Source organism: Streptomyces sp. H39-C1 (assembly GCF_027158125.1).
In the GTDB taxonomy this organism is placed as follows: domain Bacteria; phylum Actinomycetota; class Actinomycetes; order Streptomycetales; family Streptomycetaceae; genus Actinacidiphila; species Actinacidiphila fildesensis.
The window spans coordinates 182,166-198,675 of record NZ_JAPVLS010000002.1 but is presented as its reverse complement, the minus strand read 5'-3'; the positions used below and the strand labels follow the sequence as shown (position 1 = coordinate 198,675).

Annotated in this window: 17 protein-coding genes and 1 pseudogene; 7 read left to right on the top strand and 11 right to left on the bottom strand. The window is 69.5% G+C overall.

The features are described 5' to 3' along the window. Positions 1-36: 36 nt before the first annotated feature. Positions 37-2,286: a glycoside hydrolase family 3 N-terminal domain-containing protein gene (locus O3W51_RS02380; protein ID WP_198357859.1), complete on the bottom strand. Its 2,250-nt coding sequence runs from the start codon at positions 2,284-2,286 to the stop codon at positions 37-39. 309 nt (positions 2,287-2,595) lie between these two features. On the opposite strand from O3W51_RS02380, the gene O3W51_RS02375 reads away from it, so the two are divergent. Beyond that, positions 2,596-3,837 carry a PP2C family protein-serine/threonine phosphatase gene (locus O3W51_RS02375; protein WP_198357860.1) on the top strand — a complete coding sequence of 414 codons (1,242 nt, stop codon included), beginning with the start codon at positions 2,596-2,598 and terminating at the stop codon, positions 3,835-3,837. 90 nt (positions 3,838-3,927) lie between these two features. On the opposite strand, the gene O3W51_RS02370 is transcribed toward O3W51_RS02375, so the two are convergent. Together O3W51_RS02370 and O3W51_RS02365 are read right to left on the bottom strand one after the other, a co-directional pair. Further along, positions 3,928-4,623 carry a hypothetical protein gene (locus O3W51_RS02370; RefSeq protein WP_138351518.1) on the bottom strand — a complete coding sequence of 232 codons (696 nt, stop codon included), beginning with the start codon at positions 4,621-4,623 and terminating at the stop codon, positions 3,928-3,930. Positions 4,624-4,724: 101 nt separating this feature from the next. Then, the gene (locus O3W51_RS02365) at positions 4,725-5,315 is read right to left on the bottom strand and encodes a TIGR03086 family metal-binding protein (protein ID WP_269283343.1); all 591 of its coding nucleotides are present in this window, start codon (positions 5,313-5,315) and stop codon (positions 4,725-4,727) included. Between the two features lie 161 nt (positions 5,316-5,476). On the opposite strand from O3W51_RS02365, the gene O3W51_RS02360 reads away from it, so the two are divergent. Continuing rightward, positions 5,477-6,256: a GNAT family N-acetyltransferase gene (locus tag O3W51_RS02360; protein WP_269283340.1), complete on the top strand. Its 780-nt coding sequence runs from the start codon at positions 5,477-5,479 to the stop codon at positions 6,254-6,256. A 46-nt stretch (positions 6,257-6,302) separates the two neighbouring features. Here O3W51_RS02360 and O3W51_RS02355 read toward each other — a convergent pair whose 3' ends face one another. Further along, positions 6,303-6,923: an MBL fold metallo-hydrolase gene (locus O3W51_RS02355; RefSeq protein ID WP_138351515.1), complete on the bottom strand. Its 621-nt coding sequence runs from the start codon at positions 6,921-6,923 to the stop codon at positions 6,303-6,305. A 91-nt stretch (positions 6,924-7,014) separates the two neighbouring features. Between O3W51_RS02355 and O3W51_RS02350 the strand changes: the two genes are divergently transcribed. After that, positions 7,015-7,239 carry a hypothetical protein gene (locus O3W51_RS02350; RefSeq protein ID WP_203671839.1) on the top strand — a complete coding sequence of 75 codons (225 nt, stop codon included), beginning with the start codon at positions 7,015-7,017 and terminating at the stop codon, positions 7,237-7,239. Here O3W51_RS02350 and O3W51_RS02345 read toward each other — a convergent pair. Beyond that, positions 7,236-8,189, bottom strand: a complete 954-nt coding sequence (locus O3W51_RS02345; RefSeq protein WP_269283334.1) for an IS481 family transposase — start codon at positions 8,187-8,189, stop codon at positions 7,236-7,238. The genes O3W51_RS02350 and O3W51_RS02345 overlap by 4 nt on opposite strands. 263 nt (positions 8,190-8,452) lie before the next feature. Here O3W51_RS02345 and O3W51_RS02340 point away from each other — a divergent pair, with 263 nt between their 5' ends. After that, positions 8,453-8,590, top strand: a complete 138-nt coding sequence (locus tag O3W51_RS02340; protein WP_187144722.1) for a hypothetical protein — start codon at positions 8,453-8,455, stop codon at positions 8,588-8,590. An 84-nt stretch (positions 8,591-8,674) separates the two neighbouring features. Here O3W51_RS02340 and O3W51_RS02335 read toward each other — a convergent pair whose 3' ends face one another. Beyond that, complete coding sequence (locus O3W51_RS02335) at positions 8,675-9,361, bottom strand: formylglycine-generating enzyme family protein (RefSeq protein ID WP_138351513.1); 687 nt, start codon at positions 9,359-9,361, stop codon at positions 8,675-8,677. Between the two features lie 155 nt (positions 9,362-9,516). Between O3W51_RS02335 and O3W51_RS02330 the strand changes: the two genes are divergently transcribed. Then, positions 9,517-10,521 carry a trypsin-like serine peptidase gene (locus tag O3W51_RS02330; RefSeq protein ID WP_269283329.1) on the top strand — a complete coding sequence of 335 codons (1,005 nt, stop codon included), beginning with the start codon at positions 9,517-9,519 and terminating at the stop codon, positions 10,519-10,521. 4 nt (positions 10,522-10,525) lie between these two features. On the opposite strand, the gene O3W51_RS02325 is transcribed toward O3W51_RS02330, so the two are convergent. The 3 genes and pseudogenes from O3W51_RS02325 to O3W51_RS02315 form a co-directional block, all read right to left on the bottom strand. Beyond that, positions 10,526-11,173, bottom strand: a complete 648-nt coding sequence (locus O3W51_RS02325; RefSeq protein WP_269283326.1) for a hypothetical protein — start codon at positions 11,171-11,173, stop codon at positions 10,526-10,528. Positions 11,174-11,365: 192 nt separating this feature from the next. Then, positions 11,366-12,361 carry a pyridoxal-phosphate dependent enzyme gene (locus O3W51_RS02320; protein ID WP_138351620.1) on the bottom strand — a complete coding sequence of 332 codons (996 nt, stop codon included), beginning with the start codon at positions 12,359-12,361 and terminating at the stop codon, positions 11,366-11,368. Positions 12,362-12,547: 186 nt separating this feature from the next. After that, positions 12,548-12,949 (bottom strand): annotated as a pseudogene (locus O3W51_RS02315) (MFS transporter); the annotation flags it as partial. Between the two features lie 42 nt (positions 12,950-12,991). Between O3W51_RS02315 and O3W51_RS02310 the strand changes: the two are divergent. Next, on the top strand, positions 12,992-13,555 hold the full coding sequence (locus tag O3W51_RS02310) for a GNAT family N-acetyltransferase (RefSeq protein ID WP_198357907.1): 564 nt from the start codon (positions 12,992-12,994) through the stop codon (positions 13,553-13,555). Positions 13,556-13,620: 65 nt separating this feature from the next. On the opposite strand, the gene O3W51_RS02305 is transcribed toward O3W51_RS02310, so the two are convergent. Continuing rightward, entirely contained in the window at positions 13,621-14,700 is a 1,080-nt protein-coding gene (locus O3W51_RS02305; protein ID WP_198357906.1) for an alpha/beta hydrolase, read from the bottom strand. Between the two features lie 223 nt (positions 14,701-14,923). Continuing rightward, a complete protein-coding gene (locus tag O3W51_RS02300) occupies positions 14,924-15,520 on the bottom strand; it encodes a dihydrofolate reductase family protein (protein ID WP_138351509.1) in 597 nt (198 codons plus the stop codon). Positions 15,521-15,712: 192 nt separating this feature from the next. Here O3W51_RS02300 and O3W51_RS02295 point away from each other — a divergent pair, with 192 nt between their 5' ends. Beyond that, positions 15,713-16,438, top strand: coding sequence for a spermidine synthase (locus O3W51_RS02295; RefSeq protein WP_138351508.1), 726 nt, complete (start codon positions 15,713-15,715; stop codon positions 16,436-16,438). Positions 16,439-16,510 lie beyond the last annotated feature (72 nt).

Below are 16,510 nucleotides of genomic sequence, written 5' to 3'. Positions count from 1 at the left end.
TCACCGGTGCCCAGGTCATACGGCCGGACGGCCTCGTCAGTGCGCGAACTGGAACCAGTTCAGATTGACCAGGTCACCGGCGCCACTGGTGGTGAACGTGACGTAGACGGCGTGGACCCCCGTCGCCGACCCGGTCAGGGCGGTCGTTCTGCTCGTCCAGTTCTGCCACCCGCCCGTGCTGCTGACCGGCACGCTCGCGATCACCGGACCCGTCGTGCTGTCGAGCCGGTACTGCACCGTGCCCGTGACTCCCGCACCCGAGGCCAGCCGTGTGGTGACGGAGGCCGCGCCGGTCGCGCCGAAGTCGAGACTGCCGTAGTTGATCCAGTCGCCGGCCGCGATGTAGCCGACATCGGTGCCGCCACCGGTGTCGGTGCAGGCCTCGCTCTGCGTACCCGACTGGGAGGCGAAAGCCTCCGCCTGCGTCAGCTGGTACGCGCTCGGCGCCGGAACGGCACCGTAGGTGAGACCGAAGCCGTACGGGAACAGCGCGGGCTTGCCATCACCGTCGTTGATCGGCTGCTGGCTCGCGGACTGCATCCAGGTGTCGGGCAGCTTGCCGGTGGGCGCGTAGTCGCCGAAGAGCACATCCGAGACGCCGTTGCCCTCGGTTCCCGGCAGCCATGCCTCGACGAGCGCGTTCCAGTTCGGCAGCTGGCCCGCGAGATCCATCGGCCGTCCCGAGACGATCACGACGACGACCGGGACTCCCGTCGCCCGCAGTTTGGCGATGGTGTTCAGGTCGGCGGTGCTCAGGCCCATGCCACCCGGGCGGTCACCGGCCCCCTCGGCGTACGGGGTCTCGCCGACGACGGCGATCGCGACCTTGTACGAGCTGTCGATCCCGGTACCGGCCTGGTTGTAGGTGACGGTGCTGCCGGTGCCCGCCTGGGCACGGATGCCCTGCAGGATCGTCGTACCCGTCGTCGTCGCACCGCTTGCGCCCTGCCATGAGATCGTCCAGCCGCCGCTCTGGTTGCCGATGTTGTCGGCGTTCGAGCCGGCCACGAAGATCTTGTTGTTCGTCCTCGCCAGGGGGAGGACGTTGCCGGCGTTCTTCAGCAGCACCTGGGACTCACGGACGGCCTGGCGGGCGGTGGCCCGGTGCGCCGCGTTGCCGACGGTCGAGGTGTAGCCGCGATCGGTCAGCGGGTGCTCGAACAGACCCAGCTCGAACTTCTTGGTCAGGATGCGGCGGTTCGCGTCGTCGATTCTCGACATGGGCACGCGCCCGGCCTGCACCTCGCCGCGCAGCATGCTGATGAACGACTTCCAGGCGGTGGGCACCATGACCATGTCGATCCCGGCGTTGACCGCCTGGGCGACCTCTGCCGCGGTGAACCCCGCCTGGCCGTCGATCTGGTCGATGCCGTTCCAGTCCGACACGACGAACCCGGAGAAGCCCAGCTCGCCCTTGAGCAACGTCGTGATCAGGTACTGGTTGCCGTGGTCCTTGACCCCGTTCCAGCTGTTGTACGAGATCATGACCGAGCCGACACCCTTCTGCACCGCGGCCTGGAACGGCGGCAGGTGGATCGCCCGCAGCTCGGCCTCGCTGATCTGGGTGTTGCCCTGGTCGGTGCCGTTGGTCGTACCGCCGTCGCCGATGAAGTGCTTCGCCGTTGCGAGCACCGACGCCGCGCCGCCGAGCGTGCCACCCTGCAGACCGGTGATGTAGGTGCTCATGGACGTGGCGATCTCCGGCTTCTCGCCGAACGATTCGTAGGTGCGGCCCCACCGGTCGTTACGCGCCACGCAGAGGCAGGGTGAGAAGTCCCAGTCGATGCCGGTGCCCGAGACCTCCTCGGCCGTCGCACGGCCGATCTGCTGCACGAGAGCCGGGTCGCGGGTCGCGCCCAGTCCGATGTTGTGCGGGAAGATCGTGGCGCCGGCCACGTTGTTGTGACCGTGCACCGCGTCCACGCCGTAGATCAGCGGGATGCCGAGGCGGCTGGCCACCGACGCGTTCTGGAAGCCGTCGTACATGTCGGCCCAGCTCGTCGCGTTGTTCGGCGACGGGGCCGAGCCACCGCCGGACAGCAGCGAGCCGAGGGAGTAGTTGGTGATGTCGGCGTTGCTGACGCTCGCCCGCTCGGCCTGGGTCATCTGGCCGATCTTCTCGTCCAGCGTCATCGTCGCCAGCAGTTTGCTGACGCGGGTCGCGACGGGAAGGGAAGGGTCCGGGTAGGGCTCATGCGCCGAGGCGCCTTGCGGAACGGCGAGGATGGTGGCCACCAGCGCGAACGTGACCGCGACCGGAACCCGGTGACGCAGCGCCGACATCATCCTGGATCTGCGTAACCCGCCCGTTGCATACGTCAATTCGGGTCTTCCTCCACTTTTGCCGTTCACCATACGGATCGTGGTTCAGCTGCCCGTAAGCCGCCCGCAACAGAATTGCGTCTGCGAGGAACGCGGTCAATGGTTCAGACCTTGAAGTGCGGAGCGGAATCAGGCCATTCGGACGACGCCAGGAGCCACCGGACGCGACCCGCGGTCGCGCCTCAGGGTCACGGGGCCGCTCCGGCGTCTACGCTACGGTCGGCGGATTCACGTACAGCGGCAGTGCACCGCGGAAAGAGGGCGAGGACTGCGATGCCGGTCGGCAGATCCGACGGTCTGGGCAGAGCGCTGGAGGCAGCGGAGGCCGCGCCTCCGGTGGAGTCCGTCGATGTCATCGCCTCGGCACTGCGCGAGCAGCTCGGCGCCCGTTCGGTCTCCTTCCTGATCACCGACTTCACGGGCGGTTCCGTGGTGCGGCTCGGGGCCGTGGACAGCATCGACGTCGACCGTCCCGCCGATCCGATCGCCGTGCCGGGCACCGTGTACGAAGAGGTGATCAGGACCCAGCGCCCACGTGTGGAGCAGCTGGGCGACGGAACCTGGACCCGGGTGATCGCGCCGGTGACCAACCGGGGAGACGCCATCGGCCTCCTGGAGCTGCACCTTCCCGGTCACCCGGGCTCCGAGGTCATACAGGAGATCAGCCAGAGCGCGCACGCCCTCGCCTACATCATCATCGCGAACCGTCCGTTCACCGACCTGTACCAGTGGGGCCGGCGCACCACCCCGCTGAGCCTGGCCGCCGAGATCCAGCACCGGCTCCTTCCCGCGTCACTGGCGTGCGAGGCAGCGCAGTTCTCCGTGGCCGGCGCCCTGGAACCGGCCGAGTTCGTCGGCGGGGACACCTTCGACTACGTCATGGACCGCGACTACGTGCAGCTGTCGGTCACCGACGCGATGGGCCACGACGTACAGGCGGCACTGCTGGCCACCCTCCTGGTCGGCGCCCTGCGCCGGGCCCGCCGACAGGGCGCGGACCTTGCCGAGCAGGCGCGACAGGCCGACCGGGCCGTGGTCGAGCACAGCGGCGGCCGCTACGTCACCGGACAACTGCTGCGCATCAGTCTGCTCGACGGGCGCAACGAGTTCATCAACGCCGGCCACCCCTGGCCACTGCGCCTGCGCAACGGCAAGGTCGAACAGCTGCAGCCGGTCGTGGACATGCCTTTCGGGTTCCAGAACCCTCACACCTACACCATGCAGTCCCTGGACATCCGGGCGGGCGACCGGCTGGTGATGCTCACCGACGGGGTGATGGAACGCAGTGCCACCGACATCGACCTCCCCGAGCTCATCGAACGTACCCAGGACCTCCACCCCCGCGAGGCCGCCCGCATCCTGATCGAACACGTCATCCACGCCCACGATGGGCATCTGGAGGACGACGCGACGGTCATGTGCCTGGACTGGCGCGGCATCGGCGACACCCTGCGCGACGCCGATCACGGCGCCGACCTCGGCGAGGCCTCCCCGGTCGCCGGCCCGTCCCGCTAGCCCCCAGGAGCTGGGGCACTGACGGGAAAGCCATCGGGAGCGTGGCCGGTCGTGTACCCCGCACGGCCGGCACGCTGCCTCCGGCCGCCCTCAGGGCGATCGCAGGTGTCTGCCCTGGCTCAGGTAGGTGTAGATCTCCCACGACGCCGTGGTGGCGACGGAGAGGGTGAACGAGAGGGGCAGGCCGAACGGTGTGACATCGGCGGGACGGACGGCGCTCAACCGGCTGGCGTCGAGGGCCTGCTCGTCCATTGAGTTCTCACCGCTGCGCAGGATCTGGGTGCGGACTTCCTCCACCGCCGCCAGGGCATGGCTCCCGATGGGTACGTCGTCCTGCTGTTCACCGTCCGACGGCGCGATGAGCCGGCTCGACGGGATCGACAGGGCCGCGCGCAACCGGCCGAGCATGGGTTCCTGGCAGAGCTGGTGAACGGTGTCCGCGTCGAGTGGCGGTTTTTTGCTCACCAGCCGGTCCAGAAGCGTGATGCTCAGTACCGCGTACGCACTGGCGTAGCGCCAGATGAGGGCTTCCACCTGGCGCTCGTACTCCAGCGCGGCCTCGCCGAGCTCGTTCAGGGCGCGCGGGTGGTACTGAAAGCCCATCCCCCTGACGTAGTCCTCGACGACGGCGGCCGACTCGCGCAGATGCAGGACATGGGACAACGCCGAACCCCGCTCACGCTCCAGATGGGTACAAGCGTTGTGCAGTGAGCGCAAGGCCTCCGCCTCGGTCTCGCTCAGCGGTGACAATTTCGTCCCGGATAATCCGGTCAATGGGAAATGCATGAAGCCCCCCTGCTCCCGCGGTCCCGACGACACCACGGTACCCGCGGTCCGGGCAGCGCGGCATCGTCGGATCCCTCGAGGACCACGGGTACGGCCGGGAACTACACCGCCGGGGCCCACTCGGGGTCGCGGCCGGTGAACGCGAGCAACTTCTGCGCGGCGGTCGCCCCCTCCGGGGCCGGAAGGGCGGGCCCGAACTTGTGGAAGTTGTCCCGGATGAAATCGACGATCAGATCGGCGATCACCTGCAGTCCCTCTGCCAGGTCAGCCGTGAGCGGCAGGTCCTGGCCCGTGGCCTTGGCGATGTCCCAGGCGTGAACAGCGGCATCCAGTGCGGCCGTCCCGGTTCCCTGCCACGCGGGGATCGGGCCGAAGGGTGTCGGTACGTTCTCGGCGTCCCGACCGACCGAGACCCAGGCGGCGGTCGCCGCGGCCAGCACCTCGTCGAGCTGCCCGACCGGGTCGGCGCCGAGCGCGTCCTCCGGCTCGAAGGGGTCTGCCGGCGGGCCCACTTCGGCGATCTGCATGACGAGCGCCTGCTGGTCGAGCCGTGCGTGGTTGAGGACCTGACGAACCGTCCATTCGGCGCAGGGAGTCGGGTTCCCCCAGGCGTCCTCCGGCACTCCGAGCACGTCCGTGCGCAGGTAACTGTGTGCCTCGGCAAGCAGCTTGAATCCGTCGACGGAAGTCATGTCATGCCCCTTCGGATCAGCATTGGGATCTAGGGATCGCACACTAGCCGGGCCGGGCCGACGTGTCAGGAGACTTCGTTCGACCGCGCGGCGCGCACCGGGAGCCGGATCCCGGAGAATCGCGGTTGCCGCCTTTGTCCGTTCGATGATGGACTGAGCCGATGGATCACGAAGCGGTACTCGCCCTGTTCGACCGGCAGATGCGACGGGACGCGCGGCCGGACGATCCCGCTGCGCGGATCGAGCGGACCGGCGACGTGGTGCGACAGGTCGGCGCCGGGAACGAGGACTGGAACGGCGTCGTCTGGTCCGATCTCGACGGGACCACGGCGGACGAGGCGATCGCGGCACAGGTCCGGCACTTCACCACGCTGGGGCGCGAGTTCGAATGGAAACTGTACGGCCATGACCGACCCGGTGACCTTCCCGGGCGGCTGCTGGCTGCGGGGTTCTCCCCCGAGTCCGAGGAGACCGTGATGGTCGCCCGGACCGACGACCTCTCCACCGTCGTCGCACTACCGGAGGGGATCCGGTTGCGGCCGGTCACCGATGCGCCCGGCGTGGATCTCGCGGCAGACGTCCACGAACAGGCCTTCGGGACGAGCGCCGACCGGCTTCGGCACCGCCTGCACTCCCAGCTGGCGGGAAGGCCCGAGACCTTCAGCATGGTCCTCGCGATGGCCGGTGACCTGCCGGTGTGCGCCGCGCGGATGGAACTGCATCCGGGCACCGACTGCGCCGGGCTCTGGGGCGGGGGCACGGTGGCCGCGTGGCGGGGCCGGGGCATCTACCGGGCGCTGGTCGCCCATCGGGCCCACATCGCCGCCGAGCTCGGCTATCGCTATCTGCAGGTCGATGCCTCCGACCAGAGCCGCCCGATCCTGCGGAACCTCGGGTTCACGGCCCTGACCACCACCACGCCGTACGTGTACCAGCCTTAGCGGTCACCGGATCGCGGTCCCGCGCCGGACTACGGAGGCCGACGGACTACGGGAGGTCGACGGACTCCCCCAGCGGGATGCGCGCATAGTCGGTCCCGCCCTTCGTGGCCATCCACCAGTCGAAGCTCTCCAGGCCGATGGCGCTCAGATGGGCTTCGTGGATGGGGAACGCGCGCGCCGGCGCCACCGCCCGGGCGAACTCGACGGCCTCGGCGAGTTTCACCCACGGGCCGGAAATCGGCACCAGCAGGGTGTCGACCGCTTCCGCGGGGACGAACATCGAGTCCCCCGGGTGGTAGAGGCCGTCGACGATGAAGCCGATGTTGGTGCAGCCGGGCAGACCGTCGACGATCTCGGCGTGCTCGCCGCCGACGGCGCGCACACTGAATCCGGCCGCGGTGAAGGTGTCCCCGACGGCGACTCCGGTCACGCCGGCCCCGAGGCTCGCGGCCAGGGCGGCGTGGGTGTGGACGGTCAGCTCAGGGTTGCTCTCACGGGCCGCTTTGAGCTTGTCGACGTCGATGTGGTCCTCGTGCTCATGGGTGATGAGCACGGCCGTGGCGCCGGTCAGTGCCTCCCCCTCGGACAAGGTGCCCGGGTCGATCACGAGCACTCGGTCACCGATTTCGAGGCGCACACAGGCGTGGCCGTATTTCGTCAGACGCATCTGATCAACTTACTGGCAGGTGGGGCGCGGGATCCAGGGACTTCCGGACGCCCGAGGTGCGCATCGCCCGGCGAAGGCGCAGCCTGGATGCATGGACCCGGGCGCGCGGCTCGCGACGCCGTCGGTCATCGTGTGGGATGTCCACCATGCCGACAGGCCCTTCCGTCGTGTCTGGATCAACAAGGTGAACGTCGGCAAGGCGTACTCCGTCGCGGATGTCGTCGAGTTCGCCCGGCGCGCGGGTTTCGACGACCTGGACACCGCGGACGAGTCACAGGTGAGCTGGCGCGGGGGCGGCTCGGAGGAGTGGGGCTAGGTGTATTGACCCGCAGGGTTGTTTGCGCGGGTGATGGGTGGGTTTCCGCCGAGTGCGGTGTGGCCGCGGTGGTGGTTGTAGGTGTGGAGGAAGTCTGGCAGAGCGGCTGTTCGCTCGTCGTTGCTGGTGTAGGGCCGTAGGTAGGCCCATTCGTCGGCGAGGGTGCGGTTGAAGCGCTCGACTTTGCCGTTGGTCTGAGGTCGGTAGGGGCGGGTGAGTTTTCCGGTCGCGCCGAGGTCGGCCAGGACGGCCTTCCAGGCCAGGCCCTTGCGGTAGGACCAGGCGTTGTCGGTCAGAACCCGTTCGATCCGGTCGATGCCGTGCTGGTGGAAGAACGCGGCCGCGCGGGCCAGAAAGCCCGCGCAGGTCGCGACTTTCTCGTCGGGGTGGATCTCGCTGTAAGCCAGGCGTGAGTGGTCGTCCACGGCGGAGTGGACGTAGTCGAAGCCCATGCCGCGGATGGGTCGCCCAGCCTCACGGCCCCGGACCTTGTGACCGCCGCCGTCGGGAATCCGGCCGAGCTTCTTGACATCGATGTGGATGAGTTCGCCGGGCCGTTCGCGTTCGTAGCGGCGGATGAGGGTGCCGGTGGGCCGGTCGAGCCACGCGAGGCGGTGCAGGTGGTGACGGGTCAGGATCCGGTGGACGGTCGAGGCGGGCAGGCCCAGGATCGGTCCGATCCGGGCCGGTCCCAGCTTGCGGGCCTGCCGCAGTGCACACACCCTCGCCTCGACCGCGGCCGGCGTGCGGTGCGGGGTCGTGTGCGGGCGGCTGGAGCGGTCGTGCAGCACCGCCTCGCCCTCCGCGCGCCACCGGCGGACCCACTTGTGGGCCGTGGCCCGCGAGATCCCCATCTCCGCCGCGACATGAGCGACCGGACGGCCGGATACGACACGTTCGATGAGAAGCCGTCTGCCATGAACGGTCAGCCGGGCATTACGGTGGGACACGAAGACCTCCGAGTGGTGCAGTCCTAGACAGCTCCACCACACCGGAGGTCTTCGCCATGTTCAAGACCCACCACTGTCAACAACGCTCGTGATCAATACAGCTAGGTCCTGTCCGGCCTTGGTGCTGCACCGTAGGCCGGAGGGTTGGGGCGCGCCTACGGAGTGGCTGAGTATTCGGACCGATGTCCGATTTCCGTCCGTGTTCCTCTCCCACGTGCCCTGACCGGGTGTTCCTCCGCAGACGGCCCACGGACTCAACCCGCGTGCACCCGTTCCGCGGACAGTCCCGAACGCGCCGTGCATCGGCGAACCATGCCCCGGCGATGCTCACCGACCCGGTGGCCCGCGCCGCGTCCACCACCGCGACCGCCGCTGCCGTCACCGCCTGCGCCGCCGCCTGACCCTCCGCCGCATCAGGTGGTCGAACCGTGTCGGTCGCCGTCGCCAACGCGCGGCTGCGACCGACACGGCACCATTTCAGGCGGTCACGCCGGAAGCGCGTGCACGCCGGAACGGGCGACGCGGAACCCCACGTCGTCGACCTGGAAGGTCGGGTGGCTGCGGCGGCGCGCGGAGGCGCGGCAGCTCCAGTGCTCGTCGAACCAGCCACCGCCGCGAAGCACGCGGTACGTGCCGTAGACCTCGGGGTCGTAGACGTCCCAGCACCAGTCCCAGACATTGCCGAGCATGTCGTGGAGTCCCCACGGGTTGGGCTGTTTACCGCCCACGTCATGGACCCGCTCGTCCGAGTTGCCGCGGTACCAGGCGATCTCGTCGAACGGACCGTAACGGGGTCCTTCCGTACCCGCGCGGCAGGCGTGTTCCCACTCGGCCTCGGTCGGCAGCCGGTAACCGTCGGCGGATGCGTCCCATTCGATGCCCTCGCCGTCGGCGTGGAGGTGGTAGGCGGGGGTGAAACCGTCGCGCTGGGACAGGGCGTTGCAGAACCGGACCGCGTCCCACCAGGAGACGCTCTCGACGGGCAGCCGGTCACCCTGGGCGGCGCTCGGACGCCGGTCGGTGATCTCTGCGTACAGCGCCTGGGTGACGGGGAACGCCGCCAGCTCGTACGGCGCGACCTCCACCGACCAACTGCGCTGTGTCCGCCGGTCCGACAGCGTCACCCGTCCCGGCGGGATGGCGACCAACTCGGTTCCTGCACTCGGGTCCATGGTCAGGTGATCTTACGGGACGCCGTCCTCGCCGATCGGACGGCACCGGCTCCGGGCCGACCTGATCACCTCCCGCTGTTCAGGTCGAAGAGCGGGACGCCGCCGCACGCCGTCTGGCGCACAGCCCCATAGGCGCGCTTATGGTGAGCCGTCATATGCGTACGACCGGAGGGGAACTGATGGTGCGTAGGACCCGAGTCATCCGAAACGCCGCCGCGTCCGTGGCAGCGCTGCTGCTCTGCGGCGGGCTGGCCCCGTCGGCGTCCGCCACGGGCGGCCCGGCACGGCCGAACCCGGCCGCCGTCCAGCTCGACCCGTACTGGAGCCCGGCCCGGATGGCGGACGCGCTGCGCGGCGAACCGGGCAACGGTCCCGGGACCGGCTCGTCGACCCATAGCGTCTCCCCCACCGTGGACGGGCCCCGGCCGGGTGAGTACATTCCGCCCAGCCGGAGCTTCGACGGCATTCCCCAGGCGGGCACCTTCTTCTGGACCGACGCCACCGGTACCGGACGTACCTGCAGCGGATCCGTGGTGCGCAGTCCCGGGCGTGACCTGGTACTCAGTGCCGGACACTGTCTGAAGGGCTACTCCGGCACCTCCCCCCGGCGCAACCTGGCCTTCGTGCCGCAGTACCACGACGGGCTCAAGCCGTTCGGTGTCTTCCCCGTCGCGAGCAACGGCGTCTACGTCGCGCAGCAGTACTACGACCTGGGCGAGCACGCGGGAGCCGCGTACGACTTCGGCTTCGCGGTCACCGAGCCCAACCAGGACGGGACGCGACTGCAGGACGCGGTGGGCGGGGTGCGGCTGCTCACCGGGACCGGGTACTACCACGCCCCGGTACGGATGATCGGGTATCCGGCGGGTGCGACCAAGCCGCTGCAGTGCTGGAGCTGGACCACCAAGTGGGTCAGCGATGATCCGGCCGACCCCGGTACCTTCCCGCGCATCGCGTGCGACGCGTTCGTGGGCGGAACCAGCGGCGGGCCGATGCTGGTGCCGTGGCCGGGCGGCTGGGCGGTGATCGGGGTCATCGGCGGTTACCACACCGGCGGCAACACCCCCAAGGTCTCCTACAGCGCCTACTTCGGCGCCGCGACCCAGGACCTCTACCGCGCGGCGATCACCGGCACCCCGCCCGCCGGCCCGGCCTCCTGAGGACTCAGCGCTTCAGCGCCGGGAGATGACGGCACAGGGCCTCGGGAAAGGCCGGGCTCATCCGCAGAACGCCCGCGCATCCGGCTGCATCGGAAGTGCCCAGGGCGTGCCATCCGTCGGGCGCGGCCCGGAAGGACCACCGGGTGGTCAGCGCACTCTCGGTGCAGCCCGAGGACACGTCACCGCAGGCGGGTCCCATACGGGTGGAGAGTTCGAGGACGAGCCAGTGGCCGTCGCAGCCGAGGTCGTCCCAGTAGGTGTGCTGCGGGGTGTCGGCGGTGAGCATCGCCTGCTGGTACGAGGCGCTCGTGCAGCCGGTGGGTGCCGGATCGCAGCCGAGCTTGCCGCACTTGCGCAGGGCCGGGCGGGTGGCGCCGGACAGGGTGAAGACGTCGGAGCTGTTGACCATGACCCGGTGCCCGACGACGGACACCGGCAGCCGAACGGACGTCAGCGCCCGCTCGTCGTGCGTACATCCCGAGCGACGGTCCATGCTGCTGGACTCGAAGATCACCTTCACATAGATGACGCCGTTCTCCACGGTGTCGACGGCGGCCTTGAGCCCGCGGGTGCAGTTCGTCCCGGCCGGCACCTGGACATCCAGCTGGAGGGTACGGTCGTCGGCGGCGACGCTCACCCCGTTCACGGCCATCGGGGCCGCCAGCGTCCAGGAAATGGGGGATTCCGCGGTGGAAGGTTCTCGTGTGCTGGTCGCGCCGCCGTCAGCGCGCATCGTGCCGCAGCCACTCAGCAACCAGCACATCACTATGAGGACCCCTGCGAGAGCGATGCTCGAGGGCCCTGTCGACGACCAACTCGACGGCCTGCCGCGCGACACTCGTCCTCATCCGCTGATCGTTCCGATGGTCAGTGCGGCCGCTGCTCTGTCGAGCGTCTGCGGATGGCCGTAGAGGCCCGGCAGGCCGCCCGAGTGCAGGAAGACCGTGCGGTGTCCGGGGACGATGTCGCCGTCCCGGACCGCCGCGATCAGGCCGGCCATCGCCCGTCCCGTGTAGATGGGATCGAGCACCATGCCTTCGGTCCTGGCGGCCAGCAGCAGGGCTTCCATGACCTCATCGGTCAGTGTGCCGTAGCCGTCGCCGACCTGGTCGAGCCGTACCCGCAGGGTCCCCGGCGCACAGCGTTCCCCGCTCAGTCCTGAGACGAGCTCGGCCACGGTGCCGGACGGATCCGCGACGGCGCCGCAGTGGACGCCCAGCACTCGCGCGGAGCCCAGGGAATCGACGAGGCCGGCCATCGTGCCGCCGGAGCCGAGTGCGGTGACGACGGTCGACAGGTCGGGGGCCTGTGCGAGGAGTTCGCGCCCGCATTCGACGTAGCCGCGCGCACCCACCACGCTGGAACCCCCGAAGGGGATGAGTGCCGGAACGGCGCCCCTCCCCCGCAATTTCTCGGCCACCTGCTCGGCCGCGGCCTTGAGCGCCTCGGCGCCGACATCACCGGCCCATACGACGGTCGCGCCGAACAGGGCGTCGAGTACGAGGTTGCCGGACCCCGGCGATCGGGGTGTGCCGACGAGGACGAGGACGGCGTCGAGCCCCAGCCTGGCGGCGGCAGCCGCGGTCAGCCGCGCGTGGTTGCTCTGCGGAGCGCCCGTGGTCACCAGCACCGTCGCCCCGGCGTCGTGTGCCGCGCCGCAGAGCCACTCCAGCTTGCGCACCTTGTTCCCGCCGCCGCCCAGGCCGATGAGATCGTCCCGTTTGACCCACAGGTCGTCCGGGCCGAGGCCCAGTGCGGCGGCCAGCCGCGGCATGGGTTCGAGCGGGGTGGGCCACGTAGCCAGCACGGCCCGCGAGGCGTTACCGCTGCCCGATGTCATCATGCTGTCCTTCGTTCGCGGTGCCGTCCTGCGCTCGTGCCGGACATCCTGCCACGGCGACGATCACCCCGTCCGAACGGCGGTAGCCGGGCCGCCGGCGGAGCACCCCGAGCTGCCGGCCCGCCTCACGAACTGAGCGCTCCACCGACGAACGGTGGCGCGCCGGAACGTGGTTCGGTGCTGCCACATGTGGAAGGTCGGTGCCGCGTTCTCGTCCTGGGCGGGGACGCCCCGGCGGTAGAGGAGCACGCTGATGAGCAGCCCGGCGGCGAAGAAGCCCGCCGACCACCAGTAGGCGGTGGAGTAGCTCTCCAGCAAGGCCTGTCCGCGCACTGCCGGGTCGGCGGGGTTCCTGCCGGCGAGGTAGCCGGTGGCGGCGCTGGCGGCGAGGGTGTTGAGCAATGCGGTACCGATAGAGCCGCCGATCTGCTGCATGGCGTTGACGGCGGCGGAGGCGACTCCGGCATCGTGTGCGGCGACACCCGAGGTGGCAAGACTCATCGCCGGTGCCATCACCAGACCGATGCCGAGCCCGAGGACGACGAGCGGGGGCAGGATGTGGGCGGCGTAGGTGCTGTCCATGCTCAGAGGGCCCGGTGGCTGGCTAGGCTGCCTGCTATGAATACGGCCATGACCGACGACGGGGCCGCCGAGCCCGTCGTCCTCGACGTGACGGAACTGGCGTCCGATCCGGAGCGGGACGCCCGGTTCGCCGAGTCGGCCCATCGGATTCTGGCCGATCTCGTCCGTGGAGGTGCCGCACTCGGCTGGGTCGAACCTCCGTCGCGCGACGAAGTGGCCGAACTCCTCCATCACGTGGTCGCCGCGGTGCACGCCGGTGACGGGGCACTGCGTGCGGCCTATCTCGGCCATCGGCTCGTCGGGTTGGGGTACTGGCTGCGCTACGCGCGACCGACCCACCGGCCGCACGCCGACCTGGAGAAGCTCGCGGTGGATGCAGCCGCCCACGGCCGTGGCGTCGGCCGGACGCTGACCGCCGCCCTGATCTCCGACGCCCGGCGGGCGGGAATCGAGGTCCTCACCCTGGACGCCCGCGGCGACAACAGCGGTGCCCTGCACCTCTACCGGTCGCTGGGCTTCACGGAGTACGGCCGCCTCCCTGGCTTCGTCGCCGTCGGTGAACGCCGCTACGACAAGGTCTTCTACATGCTGGACCTCCGCCACCGCAGCTGAGGCTCCTGCCCGCTCGACCTGTCATGCGCCGGGGTGGCGCCGCCTGTGTCGCTCGCGGCTACCGGCTATTTCTTCGGCGACGGAGCCTGTTGCGGGCCGGCCAGTTGCTGGCTGAGCCAGCCGATCGCTGCCGGGTACTCGCTGATCCAGGTGCCGTAGTTGTGACCACCGGTCGCGAGCAGCATGGTCTTCACCCGCACCTTGCTGCCCTGAGCCGCACGGACGAACTGCTCGATGGAGGCCGGCGGGCTGTCGCGGTCCTGCGCCGAGGTCGCGAGGAAGATCCCCACGTCCGCTCCGGAGCCCGCGACCAGGTGGGTCGGGCTGTTGCGCTCCCGCAGGGCCGGGTCGGGCAGGACGGACGGGTCGCCGGTCAGCGGGTCGGGATCGAGCGCGGCGCCGGCGCCGAACACCCGTGGGTACTGCAGCGGGAGCTTCGCGGCGCAGTAACCGCCGGTGGAGAACCCCATCACCCCCCAGCCGTGGGGACCGGGCACCGTACGGAACTTCTCCCGCAGCAACTCAGGGACGTCCGCCGCGAGCCAGGTGGCGACCTTGCGGTCCGGCGCATCGCTGCAGTCCGTATCGACGCTGCCCGGGTTGATCACCGGCATGGCCAGGATGAACGGATGTGACTGGTGGGCGTCCACCATCTTCTGGAAGGCGTCGGGCATACCGCCGTGCTCCAGCCACGACTGAGGTGATCCCGGCACTCCGTGCAGCAGCATCAGGACGGGGAAGCGGGTGGAGCGGAACGTGGGATCGTCGTACTGCGGAGGGGTCCAGACGATGACCTGCCCGGAGAGTTTGGAGTGCGTTCCATGGAAGTAGGTGTCCAGAATCCCGTTGTCGCTGCGGTTGAACTGGGCGCGGGTCACGGGCGGGCCGGGCATCGCGATGGTGTTGCTGTTGTCGGGGGTGCCGAGCAGGTCGTCCCAGGACGAGTAGAGGCCGTAGCTGTTGTTCATCCATACGGCCACCACCGAGATCGCGGTGAGCTGGCACAGCAGAATCATGACCAGCCGGGTGAGTGCCCGCACCAGGCGCGGTCCGGGAATCCTCGCCCACAGGAGCATCGTGCCGATGACCATCAGCAGCGTCACGATGATGAGCACGACCCAGAACGATGTCCCCGTCAGACTCACGTCAAGCCCTCCTGCCCTGGTGCGCCGGCGCGATGCTGCAACCGCCGGTCCGGTCCCCCTGATCCGGGTTCCGGTGCTCGTTGTCAACGTCTCACACGCATCCGGCAGACGGCTGTGCGGCATGCCCGAACCTGGCCGGGCATACCGCACTTGGGGGCGCGCTCGCGCCGTCGCTCGCCTGTCCGACCAGATCCGAGCCTGGCCGATCCGAGCCGACCTTGCGCTACCGCCCGGCAACCGGCCGGTAGGTGCACACGTGCACGCCCGCGTCACTGATGGCGGTGGACACCAACTCGAGCGTGCGCAGTACACCGTCGTCAAGGAAGATCTTCTTACCTCCGCCGAGAAGCACCGGCATGATCATGAGGCGGAGTTCGTCGATCAGGCCCTCACCCAGAAGGGTGCGCGCGAGCGTCGGGCTCCCCATGACCAGCAGGTCGCCACCCTCGGCGTCCCGCAGCTCCCGGATACGGGAGACCGCCTGATCGCCGGGGATGAGTGTGGTGTTGCTCCATGTCAGGTCGTCGTCCTTGAGCGTCCCGGACACGACGTGCTTCGGAATGGCATTCATCTGATCGGCGAACGGGTCGCCCGCCCGCTCGGGCCACGCCGCGGCCATGGTCTGCCACGTGCTGCGCCCGAACAGCAGCGCCTCAGCCTTGGTCAACGCGTCGGAGAAGGCACCCCCCACCACCTCCGGATCGAAGAACGGGTGCGACCAGCCGCCGTGCGCGAACCCGCCGTCGGTGTCCTCCTCGGGACCGCCGGGCGCCTGTACGACGCCGTCCAGGCTCATGAACTCACTGATGACGATGCGCATGGGACTCGCTCCTCTTCCTCGCTCCGGGTGTACGGCAATGAAGACTGCGGCGCCGCTCCGGAATCATCGCTCCCATCGGGACCATGTTGATCCCTCGCCACACGACAGAGTCAGGTCCCTTGCCATGAGAGAGTGGGCGTTTCGGATTTGCCGGGCATTCTCCCGCCAGCCCGGCACCAGAAGGGCGAACGGATGAGCGCGCGTTTCGAGGAGATCGACTGGCAGCCCACGCCGATGGGCGACATCAGTCTGCGGCGCCGACGTGACCCTGTGTCCGGCGAGGAGGTGTACGAGGTGAAGCTCGGCGACGAGTTCCTGATGTCCAGCCTCTTCACCGCGGGCGAGATCGCGCTCACCCGGCTCGGACTCGCACCCCTTCCGGACGACGCCCAACTGGATGTCGTCGTGGGCGGCCTCGGCCTCGGGTACACCGCTCGGGCGGCGCTGGACGACCCGCGGGTGCGTTCACTCATCGTCGTCGACACGCTCGGCGAGGTGATCGACTGGCACCGGCGCGGCTTGGTCCCGCTGGGTGCCGGGCTGGCATCCGACCCCCGCTGCCGTCTGGTCCAGGGCGACTTCTTCGCGATGGTCGGCGACTCCACCGGCCTGGACCCCCGCACACCGGACCGCCGCTTCCACGCCATCCTGCTGGACGTCGACCACTCACCGCGCCACGTCCTGCACCCGCGGCACGCGGCGCTCTACCGGCCTGCCGGACTGCGTTCCCTCGCCAATCGGCTCCACCCCGACGGTGTCTTCGCCCTCTGGTCGAACGACCCGCCGGACGAGGAGTTCAACTCCGTCCTCGCGGAGGTCTTCGCGGAACCGGAGGCCCACGTCGTCCACTTCGACAATCCGCTGCAGGAAGGAACGGCGACCAACACCATCTACGTGGCGAGGAAAGCGCAGCAGTAGACCGAAGGGGTCGAAGGTTCGCGTCGGTGGGACTGCCGGCAGTCCCGCGGGGCGGACCGAAGTGCGTGCCGC